We start from the raw sequence: 16,049 nt of genomic DNA, 5'->3' as shown, positions 1-16,049 counted from the left end.
TATGAGGATGCGTCCGCCTCTGGCAGAATGGGCGATCGCGTGACAATCATGTCCGGTTCCGGTTCACGGCCTCGAACGGCGAGGTCGACCCGGCGGCCATCGAAAGGGACACCATGAAGGCTGGAATCCACCCCGAATACGTCGCCACCACCGTCGTGTGCGGTTGCGGTAACACGTTCGAGACCCACAGCACCGCGACCAGCGGACGTATCAACGTCGAGGTCTGCTCGCAGTGCCACCCGTTCTACACCGGCAAGCAGAAGATCCTCGACACCGGCGGCCGCGTGGCTCGCTTCGAGGCTCGCTACGGCAAGCGTGCCGACAAGAAGGCCGCTGCCGACCAGTAGCTGTCCCGCCGACGCCCGTCCTGCGATTCTGCAGGCCGGGCGTCGGTCTTTTTCTCCGGCACGACAGTTGTGCCGTCCCCTGAACCGCGTTTGGCGCGCTTGCCGCGGTCCGGAGGCTTCGAAAACACCGACAAGTGCGCGAAACGCGAAACAGGAGCCCACCATGGCAGGGACGACGCAGCCGTCGGCGATCGACGACATCCTGGCCGAGCACGCAGGTCTCGAGCAGCAGTTGGCCGATCCGGCACTGCACAACGATCCGACCGCGGCACGCAAGGCCGGCAAGCGCTTCGCCGAGCTCGCACCCGTCATGGCCACGTACGCCAAGCTCGTGGCGGCGCAGGAGGATCTCGAGGCGGCGCGTGAGCTCGCCGCCGACGACTCCACCTTCGCGGCCGAGATTCCCGCGCTCGAGGAGACGGTCACCGAGCTCGACAAGGCACTCACCGACCTGCTGGCCCCGCGGGATCCGCACGACGGCGACGACGTGGTGCTCGAGCTCAAGTCCGGCGAGGGCGGCGAGGAATCGGCGCTGTTCGCCTCCGACCTCGCCCGGATGTACGTCCGTCACGCCGAGCGGGCCGGCTGGAAGGTCGAGATCCTCGACGCCACGGTCTCCGATCTCGGCGGATACAAGGACGCGACCATCTCGATCAAGTCGAAGGGCGACGTCCGCGACGGTGTCTGGTCGCGCCTTAAGTTCGAGGGCGGCGTGCACCGCGTGCAGCGGGTGCCGGTGACCGAGTCGCAGGGACGCGTCCACACCTCCGCCGCCGGTGTGCTGATCTACCCCGAGCCCGAGGAGGTCGAGGAGGTGCAGATCGACGAGACCGATCTGCGCATCGACGTCTACCGCTCGTCGGGCAAGGGTGGCCAGGGCGTCAACACCACCGACTCCGCGGTGCGGATCACCCACCTGCCGACGGGCATCGTCGTGACCTGCCAGAACGAGCGTTCGCAGCTACAGAACAAGGCCCGCGCGATGCAGGTGCTCGCGGCACGCCTGCAGGCTGCCGCTGAGGAGGCCGCGGACGCCGAGGCGTCGGCGGGTCGTCAGAGCCAGGTCCGCACGGTCGACCGCTCCGAGCGCATCCGCACCTACAACTTCCCCGAGAACCGCATCACCGATCACCGCATCGGGTTCAAGGCGCACAACCTCGACGCGGTCCTCGACGGCGACATGGAAGCGCTGCTCGACGCCCTCGGCAAGGCCGACCGCGAAGCGCGTCTCGCTGCCGAGTAGCCGCCCGCGTCAGGGGACGACGGTGGTGGCGACGCCGCCCTGCGCCAGCACACAGGGCTGACCGGCGCCGTTGGTGTAGACACCGTCGAGCACGGTGACGACGGTGCCCGGTCCGGTGTCCGCGACGAACTCGGCGCGGGTCCCGTTGTTGGTGAGCGTGGCGATGCCGTTGGCGCCGGTGGAGTTGTTGACCCACACGACCCTGCCGCCGCCGGCCGGCGGCGGCTCGTCGACGCTGATCGCGAGCCGTCCACCGGGCAGTGGAGTGGCGTCGGCGACTCCCATCCCGTTGGGGCAGATCGCCGGTGCCGGCTGTACGTCGAACGGGGTGGCGTGCGCGAGAGCGGGTCCGATCGCGACGGTGACTGTGGTGAATGCTGCGGCGGTCAGCAAGCGCGCCGCTGTGGCGGAGAACATGGGATGTTCCTTCGTCCGGCCTCGGTCTGACGGTGTCCAGACCGGTCGTATTCTATCGCCGGTACGGCCGCTGGAGCGTCCGCGCAAGCCGTCCGGCACCTATCCGTGCTGCGTCCGTGACCGACGTGGCAGTCTGTACCCGTGAGACAACCCATCCGCCTGGCCATCATCGAGGCAGCCGCCGAGTTGGAGAGAGCCGGGGTCCCCTCGGCGCGGGTGGATGCCGAGCTCCTCGCCGCGCACCTGCTGGGCGTCGAACGGACGCGACTCGGCCTCGTGCCGCTGGTGGACCCGCCCGTGATCGACGAGTACCGCAAGCTCGTGGCGCGCCGCGCGGAACGTATTCCGCTGCAATACATCACGGGATCGACTGCGATGGGCAACATTTCGCTCGAGGTCGGGCCGGGGGTGTTCGTTCCGCGGCCGGAGACCGAACTCCTGCTGGCGTGGGCGCTCGCACATCTCGAGTCGTCCGGCCGCCGTGCGCCCGTCGTGATGGACCTGTGCACCGGATCCGGCGCGCTCGCGCTGGCGATCGCGCACGCCAGGCCCGATGCCGTCGTCCATGCCGTGGAACTCCAGCCGGAGGCGCTGGCGTGGGCGCGCCGCAACTCCGATCGTCGGCGCGAGGCCGGCGACACTCCGATCCGCCTCGTCCAGGGCGACGTGACCGACCGCGCGTTGCTCACCGAACTCGAGGGTGGCGTCGACCTCGTCGTCTCCAATCCGCCGTACATTCCCGAGGGCGCCGTGCTGGACCCCGAAGTGGCCGACCACGATCCGCACACCGCGCTGTTCGGTGGGGCGGACGGGTTGTCGGTGATCAAGCCGATGGTCAACAACATTGCGCGGTGGCTGCGCATCGGCGGCGCGGTGGGCGTCGAGCACGACGACACCAACGGCGCCCAGGTCGCCGAACTGTTCCGGTCACGCCGGGTGTTCGATCACGTCGTCGAACATCCGGATCTCGCGGGTCGGCCCCGATTCGTGGTGGCGCACCGCGTTGCGACCGATGTCGAGGCGGCACGATGACGGCGCTCCGAGCGTGAGTGAAAGGATGGGGGAGTGAGCACCGTCTACGACTGCAAGCAACCCGACAACCGTGAAGCAGGACTGACCGCGGCCAAGAACGCGCTGCGGGCCGGCCGACTGGTCGTGCTGCCGACCGACACCCTGTACGGACTGGGCGCCGACGCGTTCGACGGTGACGCCGTCGCAAGCCTGCTCAGGGCCAAGGGGCGCGGTCGGGACATGCCGGTGCCGGTCCTGGTGGGGTCGTGGAACACGATCGACGGACTCGTCTACTCGGTGCGCCCGCAGGCACGCGACCTCATCAAGGCCTTCTGGCCCGGTGGTCTGAGTCTCGTTGTGCAGCAAGCGCCTTCGCTGGCCTGGGATCTCGGCGACAGCCGGGGGACGGTCATGCTGCGGATGCCGCTGCACCCGGTCGCGCTCGACCTCCTGCGTGAGGTGGGTCCGCTCGCGGTCTCGAGCGCCAACATCTCCGGACGCCCGCCGGCGACCACCGTCGACGAAGCCCGCGACCAGTTGGGCGGGGCCGCCAGCGTCTACCTCGACGGCGGACCGGCCGCCCACGCCGTCGCGTCGACGATCGTCGACCTCACCGGCGACGAGCCGCGCATCCTCCGCGAGGGAGCGGTGTCGACCGCCGACGTCGCCGAGGTGCTCGGTGTCACCGCGGAGAGTCTGCTGCCGGGAGGGGCGTAGTCGTGACGGGACTCGTCGTGCACAATCCCGGCCGTCGGCCGGTCGGCCGGTAGCGTCGTCCAGGTGAGTCCTGCGGATACGGCCCTGCTGGCGCTCGCCCAGGGTGGCAACGGGGCGGGTGTGCCGCTGCGTGAGCTACTCCTGGTGCTGTTCACCGCAGCCGTCGTCACGTTCCTGGGGACGGGCGCGGTCCGGGTGCTCGCGATTCGCTTCGGGGCGGTCGCCGTGCCCCGCGACCGCGACGTCCACGTACAGCCCACACCACGACTCGGTGGTGTCGGGATGTACATCGGCATGCTCGTCGCGCTCCTGTTCGCGCAGCAGCTACCGGCCCTGACACGTGGGTTCGAGTTCACGACCGACATCAGCGCGGTCCTGGTCGCCGGTTTCGTCATCGTGCTGGTCGGTGTGATCGACGATCGCTGGGGCCTCGACGCGCTCACCAAGTTCGTCGGTCAGGTGACCGCGGCCGGGATCCTCGTCGTCATGGGGGTCAGTTGGTACATCGTCTTCCTGCCGTTCGGCGAGGGCACCACGGTGATCCTCGATCAACTGCAGGCGGGCTTGGTGACGGTCGCGGTGGCGGTCGTGATGATCAACGCGATGAACTTCGTCGACGGCCTCGACGGCCTCGCGGCCGGGCTCGGGCTGATCGCGTCGCTCGCGATCTGTGCCTTCTCGGTGGGACTGCTCCACGACCAGGGCGGCGACGTCAGCGCGTACCCCCCGGCGATGATCGCGGCGGCCCTCGCCGGCGCCTGTCTGGGCTTCCTGCCGCACAACTTCCAGCCGGCCCGGATCTTCATGGGCGACTCCGGGTCGATGCTGATCGGTCTGACCCTGGCAGCGGTCTCGACGAGTGCCTCCGGCCGGATCAGTCTGAGTGCGTACGGGTCCCGGGATCTGCTCGGCCTGCTCTCACCGCTCCTGCTGGTGGGTGCGGTCATGTTCATTCCGATCCTCGATTTGCTGCTCGCCATCGTTCGGCGGACGCGGGCCGGGGTCAGCCCGTTCAGCCCGGACAAGATGCACCTGCACCATCGACTGCTGCAGATCGGTCACTCCCACCGTCGCGTCGTGCTGCTGATCTATTTGTGGGTCGCGGTACTCGCGTTCGGAGCGGTCGGCTCGGCGCTGATCGATCGGCGGGTCGTGGTCCTACTGGTGGCCGGTGGACTGGTGTTCGCGCTGGTGGTCACGGCGGTGCCATCATGGCGTGGTTTGCAGCAGGATCGCCGCCGGTAGGCAAGGCGGGGGCAGCGGGCATCCCGCAGCCTTCCTCTAACCTGGGTGCCGTGACTTCGACCCCCGCGCCGTACTCTTCCGATCCCACCGCTGCCCTCCGCCGAGGCGTCCGTTACGGACTGCTCGGACTGCTCGTGCTTGCCGTCGGAGGTGCGATCATCGCGAGCCTGTTCGCCGGTGTCGAGGGATTGTGGGGGGCGCTCCTCGGAGCGGCCGTCGGCGGCGGATTCATCCTGTGCACCGCCCTCGCGGTGCTGCTGACCGCCAAGCTCCCGGCCGTAACGGCCGGCGCGGTGCTGCTCGGCAGCTGGCTGCTGAAGATGATCCTCGCGATCACCGTCCTCGCGATCCTGGACCCACTGGACTTCTACAACCGCCAGGCCATGGTCATCGTCATTGTCCTGTCGCTGGTCATCGTGCTGGGCGCCGAGACTTACGGCGTGATGCAGACCAAGGTTCCGTATGTCACGCCCGCCGAGTCCGACGACGACGGGGGCACCGACTAGCCCGTCACCGTGCGGGCCCGCAGGGGGGTGCCGGGAATGCCCGGAGAGCCTTTCCCGGATTCAAGGGGTACCCCATCTACACAACGTCGTAGATGTCTTGATAGTCTCTGGGCCAAGCGAGTGTGCTGACTACGGGAAATTCCATAGAACCCGCAGATTGGGCCGCGCTTGCAGGCAGCAGGGGTCGTCGGAGTTGTCCGAATTTTCGATTCGGACGGAACCGCCCTCGCGTTGCCGAGTCGACGACCGTCGCCGACACCGACAGACGCCAGGACCGGTTCACCCGGGTCTCCAGCTGCTGACGAATACGCGAGCCGACCTGGTCGACTTGTTAGATCGTCAATGTCCGATCGAACCGCAGACAGTGATGCCTGCGGCCGACTACGGGAGAGACCGCTGAGCGTCACCTTCATGGCCGCGGGTGAATACCATCCGCCGTCACTCGATGATTTCTACCCGCCCGCAGTGCTGTTCGAAGGCACCGCCTTCGAGCTCGACCGTCTGATGCTGATCCGTCTGCTGATGTCGGGCCTGGTGGCACTGTTCTTCATCATCGCGATGCGTAGCCCGAAGATCGTTCCCCGCGGTATCCAGAACGTTGGCGAGATTGCTCTCGATTTCGTCCGGATCAACATCGCGGAAGACATCCTCGGCAAGGAGCAGGGAAAGCGTTTCCTGCCGATCATCACGACCATCTTCTTCGTCGTGCTGGCAAGCAACATCGCGAGTATCACGCCGTTCTTGAACATCTCGCCCAATGCGAAGATCGGTATGCCGCTCGTGCTCGCTGCACTGGCATACATCACGTTCAACTACGTCGGCATCAAGAAGTACGGCTTCTTCAAGTACGTGAAGTCCAGCATCGTGGTGCCTGGTGTTCCGCCGGCGCTGCACGTGCTGCTCATCCCGATCGAGTTCCTCTCGACCTTCGTGCTCCGGCCGTTCACGTTGATGGTCCGTCTCATGGCCAACATGCTCGCGGGGCACATCCTGCTCGTGCTGTTCTTCAGCGCCACGCAGTACTTCTTCTTCACCTCCGGAGGGTTCCAGGCGATCTTCGGCGTGCCGTCGATCCTGGCCGGCATCGCCATGACCTTCTTCGAGTTGCTGGTGATCTTCCTGCAGGCGTACGTCTTCGCCCTGCTGACCTCGGTGTACATCGACCTGGCTCTCCACGCCGACTCGCACTGACCACTCACAATCGTTAGACCTGTCCCACTCGCCGCCCGGCGGTGGGCAATAGAAAGGGAACGGAACACCACATGAGCGTTGCGCTTCAGGCAGTTGAGGTCCTCGCGCAGGATACGACGACCACCTTCAAGGGTCTCGGCGCAGTCGGCTACGGTCTCGCGGCCATCGGCCCGGGCGTCGGCATCGGTATCGTCGTCGGCAAGGCGATCGAGGGCATGGTCCGTCAGCCCGAGATGGCCGGCCAGGTTCGTACCACGATGTTCCTCGGTATTGCATTCACCGAGGCCCTCGCGCTGATCGGCCTCGTTGCCGGCTTCATCTTCTAAGAACACACCATGTCAACCACCATTGCATTGCTCGCGGCCGAGGGGGAAACACACAACCCCCTCCTGCCCGCGACGTATGACATCACTTGGTCGATCGTTGCCCTGGTGGTCGTCGGGTTCGTCTTCTGGAAGTTTGTCCTTCCGATGTTCCAGAAGGTTCTCGCCGAGCGCACCGAGCAGATCGACGGCGGCATCAAGCGTGCCGAAGAGGCTCAGGCTGAGGCCAAGGCCGCGCTGGAGCAGTACCATGCCCAGCTCGCCGAGGCTCGCACCGAAGCCGCACAGATCCGCGAGGAAGCACGTACTCAGGGCCAGCAGATCATCGCTGAGATGAAGGCACAGGCTCAGGAGGAGAGCGACCGCATCGTCGCCGCCGGTCACAGCCAGCTCGTCGCCCAGCGTCAGCAGATCGTGACCGAGCTGCGGGGAGACCTCGGCAAGACCGCGGTCGACCTGGCCGAGAAGGTCATCGGGGAGTCTCTCGCCGACGACGTCAAGCGCGCCGGAACGGTTGATCGCTTCCTCAACGAGCTGGACGCAGTCAGCGCCGATTCCGCAGCAGGAAAGTGAGCACCATGTACGCAGCGAGCCGTGAAGCCCTGACGCAGACCCGTACTGCGCTCACCGCGGCGTTGGATTCCGTCTCTCCCGGCGCGGCCACTTCGGCCGCGGCGCAGGCTGGATCCGAGCTGTTCTCGGTGGTCGAGGTTCTCGACGGTCAGCGCACTCTTCGGAGTGCCCTGGCCGACGCGTCCACGCCTGCCGCTGGTCGACAGGGCCTGGCCCGCCAGGTGTTCTCGGGGAAGGTCGGCGCCGAGGCGCTGGCAGCCCTCGAGGCCGCCGCGGGCCAGGACTGGTCGACCTCGGCGGATCTGCTGAACTCGCTGGTCACGGTCGGACGCGAGTCCCTGCTCCGGGCAGCGGCGGACCAGAACCAGAGCGACACGGTCGAGGACGAGCTCTTCCGCCTCGGCCGCATCGTTGCCGGCAATCCGCAGCTGGAGCAGGTCCTTTCGGATCGTTCGACGCCCGTCGCCGGCAAGCGCGAGCTGCTGTCGAAGCTGCTGTACGGCAAGGTCACCGCGATCACGGAGGCCCTCTCCATTCAGGCCGTGGGTCGCCTGCGGACCGCTCCCGCTGACGCGTTCGACGAACTGTCGACGCTGGCTGCGGCTCAGCGGAACAAGGCCGTTGCGCACGTGCGCAGCGCCTCGGCGTTGTCGAGCGAGCAGGTCGATCGCCTGTCGGCGACGCTGACCCGTACCTACGGCAAGCCCGTCACCGTGCACGTGGAGGTCGAACCCGCCCTCCTCAGTGGCATGGTCGTCCGGGTGGGCCACGAGGTCATCGACGGGAGCGCGGCCGGTCGCCTCGCTGCCCTGCGGAAGACCTTCAAGTAGCCGACGACCGAACACATACTCCCGATCTTTTCGAAGACCAGATACCGAGAGCAGGAAAAACATGGCGGAGCTGACGATCTCCTCCGACGAGATCCGTAGCGCGATCGAGAACTACACCGCGAGCTACTCACCGGAGGCCTCCCGCGAGGAGGTCGGCACGGTGTCCGACACCAGCGACGGCATCGCTCACATCACCGGCCTGCCGTCGGCGATGGCCAACGAGCTGCTGGAGTTCCCGGGCGGCGTGCTCGGCGTGGCGCTGAACCTGGACGCGACGGAGATCGGCGCGGTCGTCCTGGGCGACTACGAGCACATCGAAGAGGGCCAGGAAGTCAAGCGGACCGGCGACGTTCTGTCGGTGCCGGTCGGCGACGGCTACCTGGGTCGTGTCGTGGACCCGCTGGGTCGTCCGATCGACGGCCTCGGCGACATCGAGACCACCGAGACTCGCGCGCTCGAGCTGCAGGCCGCTTCGGTGCTGGAGCGTCAGCCCGTCGAGGAGCCGCTGCAGACGGGTATCAAGGCCATCGACGCCATGACCCCGATCGGTCGCGGCCAGCGTCAGCTCGTCATCGGCGACCGTAAGACCGGCAAGACCGCGGTCTGCGTCGACGCCATCCTGAACCAGAAGGCAAACTGGGCGACCGGCGACCCGAAGCAGCAGGTCCGCTGCATCTACGTCGCGATCGGCCAGAAGGGCTCCACCATCGCCGGCGTCAAGCAGGCGCTCGAGGAGCAGGGCGCGATGGAGTACACCACCATCGTCGCTGCCCCGGCCTCCGATTCCGCCGGCTTCAAGTGGCTGGCCCCGTACACCGGTTCGGCCATCGGCCAGCACTGGATGTACCAGGGCAAGCACGTCCTCATCGTGTTCGACGACCTGACCAAGCAGGCCGAGGCGTACCGCGCCATCTCGCTGCTGCTGCGTCGTCCGCCGGGACGTGAGGCCTACCCGGGTGACGTCTTCTACCTGCACTCTCGTCTGCTGGAGCGTTCGGCCAAGCTGTCCGACGAGCTCGGTGGCGGTTCGCTGACGGCTCTGCCGATCATCGAGACCAAGGCCAACGACGTCTCGGCGTACATCCCGACCAACGTCATCTCGATCACCGACGGCCAGGTCTTCCTCGAGTCCGACCTGTTCAACAAGGGCATCCGCCCGGCGATCAACGTCGGTATCTCGGTCTCCCGAGTCGGTGGCGCCGCACAGACCAAGGGCATGAAGAAGGTCTCCGGTTCGCTGCGTCTCGAGCTGGCCCAGTTCCGTGAGCTCGAGGCCTTCTCGGCCTTCGCCTCCGACCTGGACGCCGCTTCGAAGGCTCAGCTCGAGCGTGGCCAGCGCCTCGTCGAGCTGCTCAAGCAGGATCAGTACTCGCCGATCGCGGTCGAGGACCAGATCATCTCGATCTACCTCGCCGGCGAAGGCGTGTTCGACTCGGTTCCCGTCGGCGACGTCCGTCGCTTCGAGGCCGAGCTGCTCGAGGACCTGCACCGCAACGCTGCCGGTGTCTACGAGTCGATCAAGGGCGGCAAGGCCCTCGATGCGGATTCGACCGCAGCCCTCATGGCGGCCACCGACAAGTTCAAGCAGGGCTTCCTCGCCTCCGACGGAAGCCGTGTCGTGAACGAGGCCGAGGCTGAAGCTCTCGACGCTTCCCAGGTCGGCCAGGAGAAGGTCACCGTCAAGCGCACCACTGTCAGCAAGTGAGCGTGGACCCCATGACTCAGCGTCACCCGAAGGGAGAGTGATCGATCGATGGCAAGCATCCGCGAACTGCGTTCTCGCATCAAGTCGGTCAACTCGACCAAGAAGATCACCAAGGCGCAGGAACTGATCGCGACTTCGCGTATCACGAAGGCGCAGGCCCGGGTTGCGGCTTCCAAGCCGTACGCCGAGGAGATCACCAAGGTGCTCTCCGAGCTGGCCAGTGCTTCGGCGTCGCTCGATCACCCGCTGCTCAACGAGCGTGCGAACCCGAAGCGCGCCGCTGTCCTGGTCGTCACCAGTGACCGCGGCATGTGTGGCGGTTACAACTCCAATGCCCTCAAAGAGGCGGAGGAGCTGTTCCAGCTGCTGCGCTCCGAGGGTAAGGAGCCCGTGATCTACGTGCTCGGTTCCAAGGGACTCGGCTACTACACCTTCCGCGGCCGCAACATCGGCGGATCGTGGACCGGCTTCTCCCAGGAGCCCGGTTACGCGGATGCCGCGAAGGCGAGCCGTCACCTGGTCGAGCTGTTCATGGCCGGATCCGGTGCCGAGGTCGAGGCACCGAACGGGGAAGGCACGATCGAGGGCGTCGACGAGCTCCACATCGTCTACACGCGCTTCGTCTCGATGCTCACCCAGAAGCCGGAAGTCCGGCGGATGGCCCCGCTCGAGGTGGACTACACCGAGGATCACATCGAGCTGGGCGAGGACATCCTGTCCAACGGCCAGCACGACGGCAAGTCGGGTCCGGTGGCTGGCTACGACTTCGAGCCCGAGGCCGGCACGCTGCTGTCGGCTCTGCTGCCGAAGTACGTCAGCACGCGTATCTACTCGGCTCTGCTGGACTCCGCCGCCTCGGAGTCTGCCGCCCGTCGTACCGCGATGAAGGCCGCGACGGATAATGCGAACGAACTGGTGAACACCCTGAGCCGTCAGGCAAACCAGGCTCGCCAGGCCCAGATCACCCAGGAAATCAGCGAGATCGTCGGTGGCGCGAATGCGCTGGCCTCGAGCGCAGGAAGTGACTAGCACATGACCGCAGCAGTAACCCAAACCAACGCGAACGGCCAGGACACCACGTCCGGCCGGGTCGTGCGGGTCATCGGTCCCGTTGTGGACGTTGAGTTCCCGCGCGGCCATGTTCCCGACCTGTTCAACGCCCTGCACTCGCAGGTCACCCTGCCGTCGGTGGCGAAGACGCTGACGCTCGAGGTTGCGCAGCACCTGGGCGACAACCTGGTGCGCACCATCTCGATGCAGCCGACCGACGGCCTGGTCCGTGGCGCTGCGGTGGCCGACACCGGCAAGCCGATCTCGGTTCCCGTCGGCGACGTCGTCAAGGGCCACGTGTTCAACGCCCTCGGTGACTGCCTCGACGCTCCGGGCACCGGTCGCGACGGCGAGCAGTGGGGCATCCACCGCAAGCCCCCGGCCTTCGATCAGCTCGAGGGCAAGACCGAGATCCTCGAGACCGGCATCAAGGTCATCGACCTGCTGACCCCGTACGTCAAGGGCGGCAAGATCGGTCTGTTCGGTGGTGCCGGCGTCGGCAAGACCGTTCTGATCCAGGAGATGATCACCCGTATCGCCCGCGAGTTCTCCGGAACCTCGGTGTTCGCAGGCGTCGGTGAGCGGACCCGTGAGGGCACCGACCTCCACCTCGAGATGGAAGAGATGGGCGTCCTCCAGGACACCGCCCTTGTCTTCGGCCAGATGGACGAGCCGCCGGGAACGCGTATGCGCGTCGCCCTGTCCGCGCTGACCATGGCGGAGTACTTCCGCGATGTCCAGGGCCAGGACGTCCTGCTGTTCATCGACAACATCTTCCGCTTCACCCAGGCCGGCTCCGAGGTCTCGACCCTGCTGGGTCGTATGCCTTCTGCCGTGGGTTACCAGCCGACGCTGGCGGACGAGATGGGTGAGCTCCAGGAGCGCATCACCTCGACCCGTGGTCGCTCGATCACCTCGCTGCAGGCGATCTACGTCCCCGCCGACGACTACACCGACCCGGCGCCGGCCACCACGTTCGCGCACCTCGATGCGACCACCGAACTCTCGCGTCCGATTTCGCAGATGGGTATCTACCCCGCTGTGGACCCGCTGACGTCGACCTCGCGCATCCTGGAGCCCGGCATCGTCGGTGCCGAGCACTTCCGCGTCGCGAACGAGGTCAAGCGGATCCTGCAGAAGTACAAGGAGCTGCAGGACATCATCGCCATCCTCGGTATGGACGAGCTTCAGGAAGAGGACAAGGTCCTCGTCGGCCGCGCCCGTCGTATCCAGAAGTTCCTCGGCCAGAACTTCATCGTCGCCGAGAAGTTCACCGGTGAGCCCGGCTCGGTCGTGCCGCTGCGCGACACCATCGAGGCGTTCGACCGCGTCTGCAAGGGCGAGTTCGACCACCTGCCGGAGCAGGCGTTCAACAGCTGCGGTGGACTCGACGACGTCGAGGCCGCTGCCAAGAAGATCGCCGGAAAGTAGACCGACATGGCTGAGATGACCGTTGAACTCGTTGCCGTCGAGCAGCGACTCTGGTCGGGATCGGCGAAGCTCGTCAGCGCCCAGACGACCGAGGGCGAGATCGGTGTCATGCCCGGGCATGAGCCGGTCCTCGGTCAGCTGGTGGAGGGCGGCGTGGTTTCGATCACGACCGTCGACGGCGAGCGTGTGGTCGCGGCCGTGCACGGCGGTTTCCTCTCGGTGACCGCCACCACGGTGACGATCCTGGCCGAGTCCGCGGACATGGCCCAGGACGTCGATGTCGAGGCGGCCAAGGCCGTCCTGGCTGAGACCACCGACGACCTCGAGGCGATTGCGGTCGCCAAGGGTCAGCTGCGTGCGGTCGAGCGCGCCTAGTCAGTTCACGACGAGCCGCGACGGAGCCGACGAGCAGTGACGATCGGGATGGTAGTTCTCATCATTCTGGTTGTGCTGCTCGCGGTCTTCGTCGCGGCTTTCGTGTATCGACTGACGGTGTTGCGTCGCGGCGGGACCGCCGCGATCCTCCGTGTCACGCCCGCCCCCGGCGGGAGCGGTTGGCGGCACGGAGTGGTGCGGTACGGCGAGGGCTCCCTTGTCTTCTTCAAGCTGTCGAGTCTGCGGCCGGGTCCGGACACGCGGATGAGTCGCCAGGGCATCGAGGTCGGCGCTCGTCGCGGTCCGGTCGGCAACGAGTACGACATCATGACCGACGAGATCGTGATCCTCGAGGTGACGGATGGCGACCGGACGTACGAGATCGCGCTGGACCGGGGCGCACTGACCGCGTTCCTCTCGTGGGTCGAGTCGCGGCCATCGGGGCGTTCGATGCGCGGTCGTCCGGCCTGATCGAGCCGAGACGCCGCTGACGGAAAGAGAAAAGGGAGGCCCGCGGGCCTCCCTTTCGCGTCACCCGGTTGCGGTCAGGCGTCGCCTCCGGTACCGGGCTTCCAGAGGACATCGCCGCCCGGGTTCGCCAGCCGGCTGACGATGAACAGCAGGTCCGACAGTCGGTTGAGGTACTTCGCCGGAAGCACACCGGTGTCCTCGGGGCTGGCTTCGACGGCAGCCCACGCCGAGCGCTCCGCGCGCCGGGCGATCGTCCGGGCGGAATGGAGCAGGGCCCCGAGGGGGGTGCCGCCGGGCAGGATGAACGAGTGTAGCGGCTCGAGGCGCTCGTTGAACTGGTCGCACCAGGCCTCGACGCGGTCGATGTACGGCTGCGTCACGCGCAGAGGCGGGTATTTCGGGTCCGGGACGACAGGTGTCGAGAGGTCGGCTCCGGCGTCGAAGAGATCGTTCTGAATCTGCCGGAGTACGTCGACGATCTCCTCGGGTGGCGCACCCAGAGCGAGCACGACGCCGATGCTCGCGTTCGTTTCGTCGCAATCCGCGTACGCGATCAGTCGAGGATCGTTCTTGGACACACGGGAGAAATCGCTGAGTCCCGTGGTGCCGTCGTCCCCGGTCCGGGTATAGATCCGCGTCAAGTGAACAGCCATGGGCTAACGGTACCGCCCAGCAGGTCTGCCGCAGCCCTGGCTAGGCTGTGCGACTGTGAGTGAGCGCTTTCTTGTCACTGGTGGAAACCGCCTCGTCGGTGAGGTGCCAGTGGGCGGGGCGAAGAACAGCGTCCTGAAGCTGATGGCCGCGGCATTGTTGGCCGAGGGAACCAGTGTGATCAGCAACTGCCCCGACATCCTCGACGTGCCCCTGATGGCCGAAGTCCTCAGGGGCCTCGGGTGCGAGGTCGTCCTCGAGGGGTCCGTTGCGACCATCACGACGCCGGCCCAGCCCAAGTACCACGCGGACTTCGCCGCCGTGCGCCAGTTCCGGGCGTCGGTGTGCGTGCTCGGACCACTGGTTGCACGCTGCCGGAAGGCGGTTGTGGCACTGCCTGGTGGCGACGCGATCGGTTCTCGGCCTCTCGATATGCACCAGTCGGGACTGCGACTGCTCGGCGCTCACAGCGAGATCGAGCACGGATGCGTTGTGGCGGAAGCCGATGACCTGCACGGCGCGAACATTCGATTGGCCTTCCCGTCGGTCGGGGCGACCGAGAACATCTTGATGGCCGCAGTTCTCGCCAGGGGCGAGACCGTCATCGACAATGCTGCGCGGGAGCCGGAGATCGTCGACTTGTGCAACATGCTGACGAGGATGGGCGCGAAGATCAGTGGCGCCGGCTCGACGACGCTGACCATTCGCGGTGTCGAGAAGCTGGAGCCGACCACGCATCGCGTCATCGGGGACCGGATCGTCGCGGCGACGTGGGGGATTGCGGCGGCCATGACTCGCGGTGACGTCCTCGTTCGCGGGGTGAACCCCAAGCACCTGACTCTGGTGCTCGACAAGCTGCGGGCGGCCGGCGCTCAGGTGTCGGCAGAGGCTGATGGGTTCCGCGTGGCGCAGGCGAAGCGTCCCCAGGCCGTCAACTTCGCGACGCTGCCGTATCCGGGGTTTCCGACGGACCTGCAGCCCATGGCGATCGGGCTCGCCGCGATCGCGGAGGGCACCTCGATGATCACCGAGAACGTCTTCGAGGCGCGGTTCCGCTTCGTCGAGGAGATGATCCGGCTGGGTGCCGATGCCCGGACCGATGGCCATCACGCAGTAGTGCGTGGGGTGCCCGAGCTGTCCAGCGCCCCGGTGTGGTCGTCGGACATTCGCGCAGGGGCGGGCCTCGTCCTCGCCGGCCTGGTCGCGGACGGCGTGACGGAGGTGCACGACGTCTACCACATCGACCGTGGCTACCCGCGCTTCGTCGAGGACCTGTCGGGACTGGGCGGCGACATCCGGAGAGTGGTCGACGGCGAGTAGCGGCCGCGCAGGGGAGGGGCCCTGGAGCCTCTCGAGGGCCTGTGCTCGGCGTCACAACTGGACGTTTGTTCGTAATCGTCTCCGGTCGGGCCGCACGACCTGCGGAAAGTCTGCTCCGTACGTCTCCGACCAGGCGGTTTGACGCCCACCGCCGGCTCGCGTAACTTATTCCAGGTCAGAGCGACACGGACACCGACCCGGACCTGAGGGACTGGGAAAACGAGGTTGTACGGAGAGCGCCTGGCGAATCTGCTTCGATCGGTTCTGGTTCACGGATTTGCGTCCGGGTCCGGATCTGGTTAGGCTGGAACAGTTGCCCCGAAACGAGGAGCCTGAGGGTTTCGAGTGGTGGTGTGCGCGTGTTCTTTGAGAACTCAACAGTGTGTCGATGAATGTCAGTGCCAATTTTTTGGTACCTCGCATCCTTTTTGGGTGCGGGTTTGCTGATCGTTCCATTCTTCCGTCTGGGATGGTCAGCGCAACAGCTAGTTTGAGTTTATTTTGCTAGTGATTTGACTCGATGTCTATGACTGATTGCCGGTTTTTCCGGCCAATCTAGAGTCTTCAACGGAGAGTTTGATCCTGGCTCAGGACGAACGCTGGCGGCGTGCTTAACACATGCAAGTCGAGCGGTAAGGCCCTT

18 protein-coding genes and 1 rRNA gene are annotated in these 16,049 nt (G+C 66.4%); 17 read left to right on the top strand and 2 right to left on the bottom strand.

Translation table 11 applies throughout. From position 1 onward, the window contains the following. The first annotated feature begins 113 nt into the window (after window positions 1-113). Both rpmE and prfA read left to right on the top strand, forming a co-directional pair. A complete protein-coding gene (rpmE, locus tag J2X34_RS14270; protein ID WP_031938367.1) occupies window positions 114-347 on the top strand; it encodes a 50S ribosomal protein L31 in 234 nt (77 codons plus the stop codon). A gap of 163 nt (window positions 348-510) precedes the next feature. Continuing rightward, complete coding sequence (gene prfA / locus J2X34_RS14265) at window positions 511-1,590, top strand: peptide chain release factor 1 (protein ID WP_114722184.1); 1,080 nt, start codon at window positions 511-513, stop codon at window positions 1,588-1,590. 9 nt (window positions 1,591-1,599) lie between these two features. Here the strand turns inward: prfA and J2X34_RS14260 are convergent, their stop codons facing one another. Then, window positions 1,600-2,007 carry an amidohydrolase gene (locus J2X34_RS14260; protein WP_114722183.1) on the bottom strand — a complete coding sequence of 136 codons (408 nt, stop codon included), beginning with the start codon at window positions 2,005-2,007 and terminating at the stop codon, window positions 1,600-1,602. A gap of 141 nt (window positions 2,008-2,148) precedes the next feature. On the opposite strand from J2X34_RS14260, the gene prmC reads away from it, so the two are divergent. The 13 genes from prmC (at window position 2,149) to J2X34_RS14195 (ending at window position 13,435) form a co-directional block, all read left to right on the top strand. Next, window positions 2,149-3,039: a peptide chain release factor N(5)-glutamine methyltransferase gene (gene prmC / locus J2X34_RS14255; protein ID WP_174909503.1), complete on the top strand. Its 891-nt coding sequence runs from the start codon at window positions 2,149-2,151 to the stop codon at window positions 3,037-3,039. Window positions 3,040-3,072: 33 nt separating this feature from the next. Further along, complete coding sequence (locus J2X34_RS14250; protein WP_114722181.1) at window positions 3,073-3,735, top strand: L-threonylcarbamoyladenylate synthase; 663 nt, start codon at window positions 3,073-3,075, stop codon at window positions 3,733-3,735. Window positions 3,736-3,798: 63 nt separating this feature from the next. Next, on the top strand, window positions 3,799-4,980 hold the full coding sequence (locus J2X34_RS14245) for a glycosyltransferase family 4 protein (RefSeq protein ID WP_114722180.1): 1,182 nt from the start codon (window positions 3,799-3,801) through the stop codon (window positions 4,978-4,980). A gap of 41 nt (window positions 4,981-5,021) precedes the next feature. Beyond that, window positions 5,022-5,486: a hypothetical protein gene (locus tag J2X34_RS14240; protein ID WP_429518169.1), complete on the top strand. Its 465-nt coding sequence runs from the start codon at window positions 5,022-5,024 to the stop codon at window positions 5,484-5,486. Window positions 5,487-5,897: 411 nt separating this feature from the next. Continuing rightward, complete coding sequence (atpB, locus tag J2X34_RS14235) at window positions 5,898-6,677, top strand: F0F1 ATP synthase subunit A (protein ID WP_181818792.1); 780 nt, start codon at window positions 5,898-5,900, stop codon at window positions 6,675-6,677. Between the two features lie 71 nt (window positions 6,678-6,748). Beyond that, window positions 6,749-7,003, top strand: a complete 255-nt coding sequence (locus J2X34_RS14230; protein WP_114722178.1) for an ATP synthase F0 subunit C — start codon at window positions 6,749-6,751, stop codon at window positions 7,001-7,003. A 9-nt stretch (window positions 7,004-7,012) separates the two neighbouring features. Next, window positions 7,013-7,573 (top strand): F0F1 ATP synthase subunit B, encoded by a 561-nt coding sequence (locus J2X34_RS14225; RefSeq protein ID WP_114722177.1) that lies wholly within the window; start codon window positions 7,013-7,015, stop codon window positions 7,571-7,573. Between the two features lie 5 nt (window positions 7,574-7,578). Next, window positions 7,579-8,403, top strand: coding sequence for a F0F1 ATP synthase subunit delta (locus tag J2X34_RS14220; RefSeq protein ID WP_114722307.1), 825 nt, complete (start codon window positions 7,579-7,581; stop codon window positions 8,401-8,403). 61 nt (window positions 8,404-8,464) lie between these two features. Beyond that, complete coding sequence (gene atpA, locus J2X34_RS14215; protein ID WP_114722176.1) at window positions 8,465-10,108, top strand: F0F1 ATP synthase subunit alpha; 1,644 nt, start codon at window positions 8,465-8,467, stop codon at window positions 10,106-10,108. A gap of 48 nt (window positions 10,109-10,156) precedes the next feature. Beyond that, window positions 10,157-11,137, top strand: a complete 981-nt coding sequence (locus J2X34_RS14210) for a F0F1 ATP synthase subunit gamma (RefSeq protein WP_114722175.1) — start codon at window positions 10,157-10,159, stop codon at window positions 11,135-11,137. 3 nt (window positions 11,138-11,140) lie between these two features. Continuing rightward, window positions 11,141-12,589 carry a F0F1 ATP synthase subunit beta gene (atpD, locus tag J2X34_RS14205; protein WP_114722174.1) on the top strand — a complete coding sequence of 483 codons (1,449 nt, stop codon included), beginning with the start codon at window positions 11,141-11,143 and terminating at the stop codon, window positions 12,587-12,589. A 6-nt stretch (window positions 12,590-12,595) separates the two neighbouring features. Beyond that, entirely contained in the window at window positions 12,596-12,964 is a 369-nt protein-coding gene (locus J2X34_RS14200; RefSeq protein ID WP_114722173.1) for a F0F1 ATP synthase subunit epsilon, read from the top strand. A 48-nt stretch (window positions 12,965-13,012) separates the two neighbouring features. After that, window positions 13,013-13,435, top strand: coding sequence for a DUF2550 domain-containing protein (locus J2X34_RS14195; RefSeq protein ID WP_174909512.1), 423 nt, complete (start codon window positions 13,013-13,015; stop codon window positions 13,433-13,435). 74 nt (window positions 13,436-13,509) lie between these two features. Here J2X34_RS14195 and J2X34_RS14190 read toward each other — a convergent pair whose 3' ends face one another. Next, entirely contained in the window at window positions 13,510-14,088 is a 579-nt protein-coding gene (locus tag J2X34_RS14190; protein WP_429517898.1) for a cob(I)yrinic acid a,c-diamide adenosyltransferase, read from the bottom strand. Window positions 14,089-14,143: 55 nt separating this feature from the next. On the opposite strand from J2X34_RS14190, the gene murA reads away from it, so the two are divergent. Continuing rightward, complete coding sequence (gene murA / locus J2X34_RS14185) at window positions 14,144-15,406, top strand: UDP-N-acetylglucosamine 1-carboxyvinyltransferase (protein WP_429517896.1); 1,263 nt, start codon at window positions 14,144-14,146, stop codon at window positions 15,404-15,406. 564 nt (window positions 15,407-15,970) lie between these two features. After that, window positions 15,971-16,049, top strand: a 16S ribosomal RNA gene (locus J2X34_RS14180); the annotation flags it as partial.

The sequence above is a fragment of the Rhodococcus sp. BE178 genome, from assembly GCF_050433545.1.
Classification (GTDB): Bacteria; Actinomycetota; Actinomycetes; order Mycobacteriales; family Mycobacteriaceae; genus Prescottella.
Note: the sequence above shows the minus strand (reverse complement) of the source record. Positions and strands in the feature narration are given on the sequence as shown.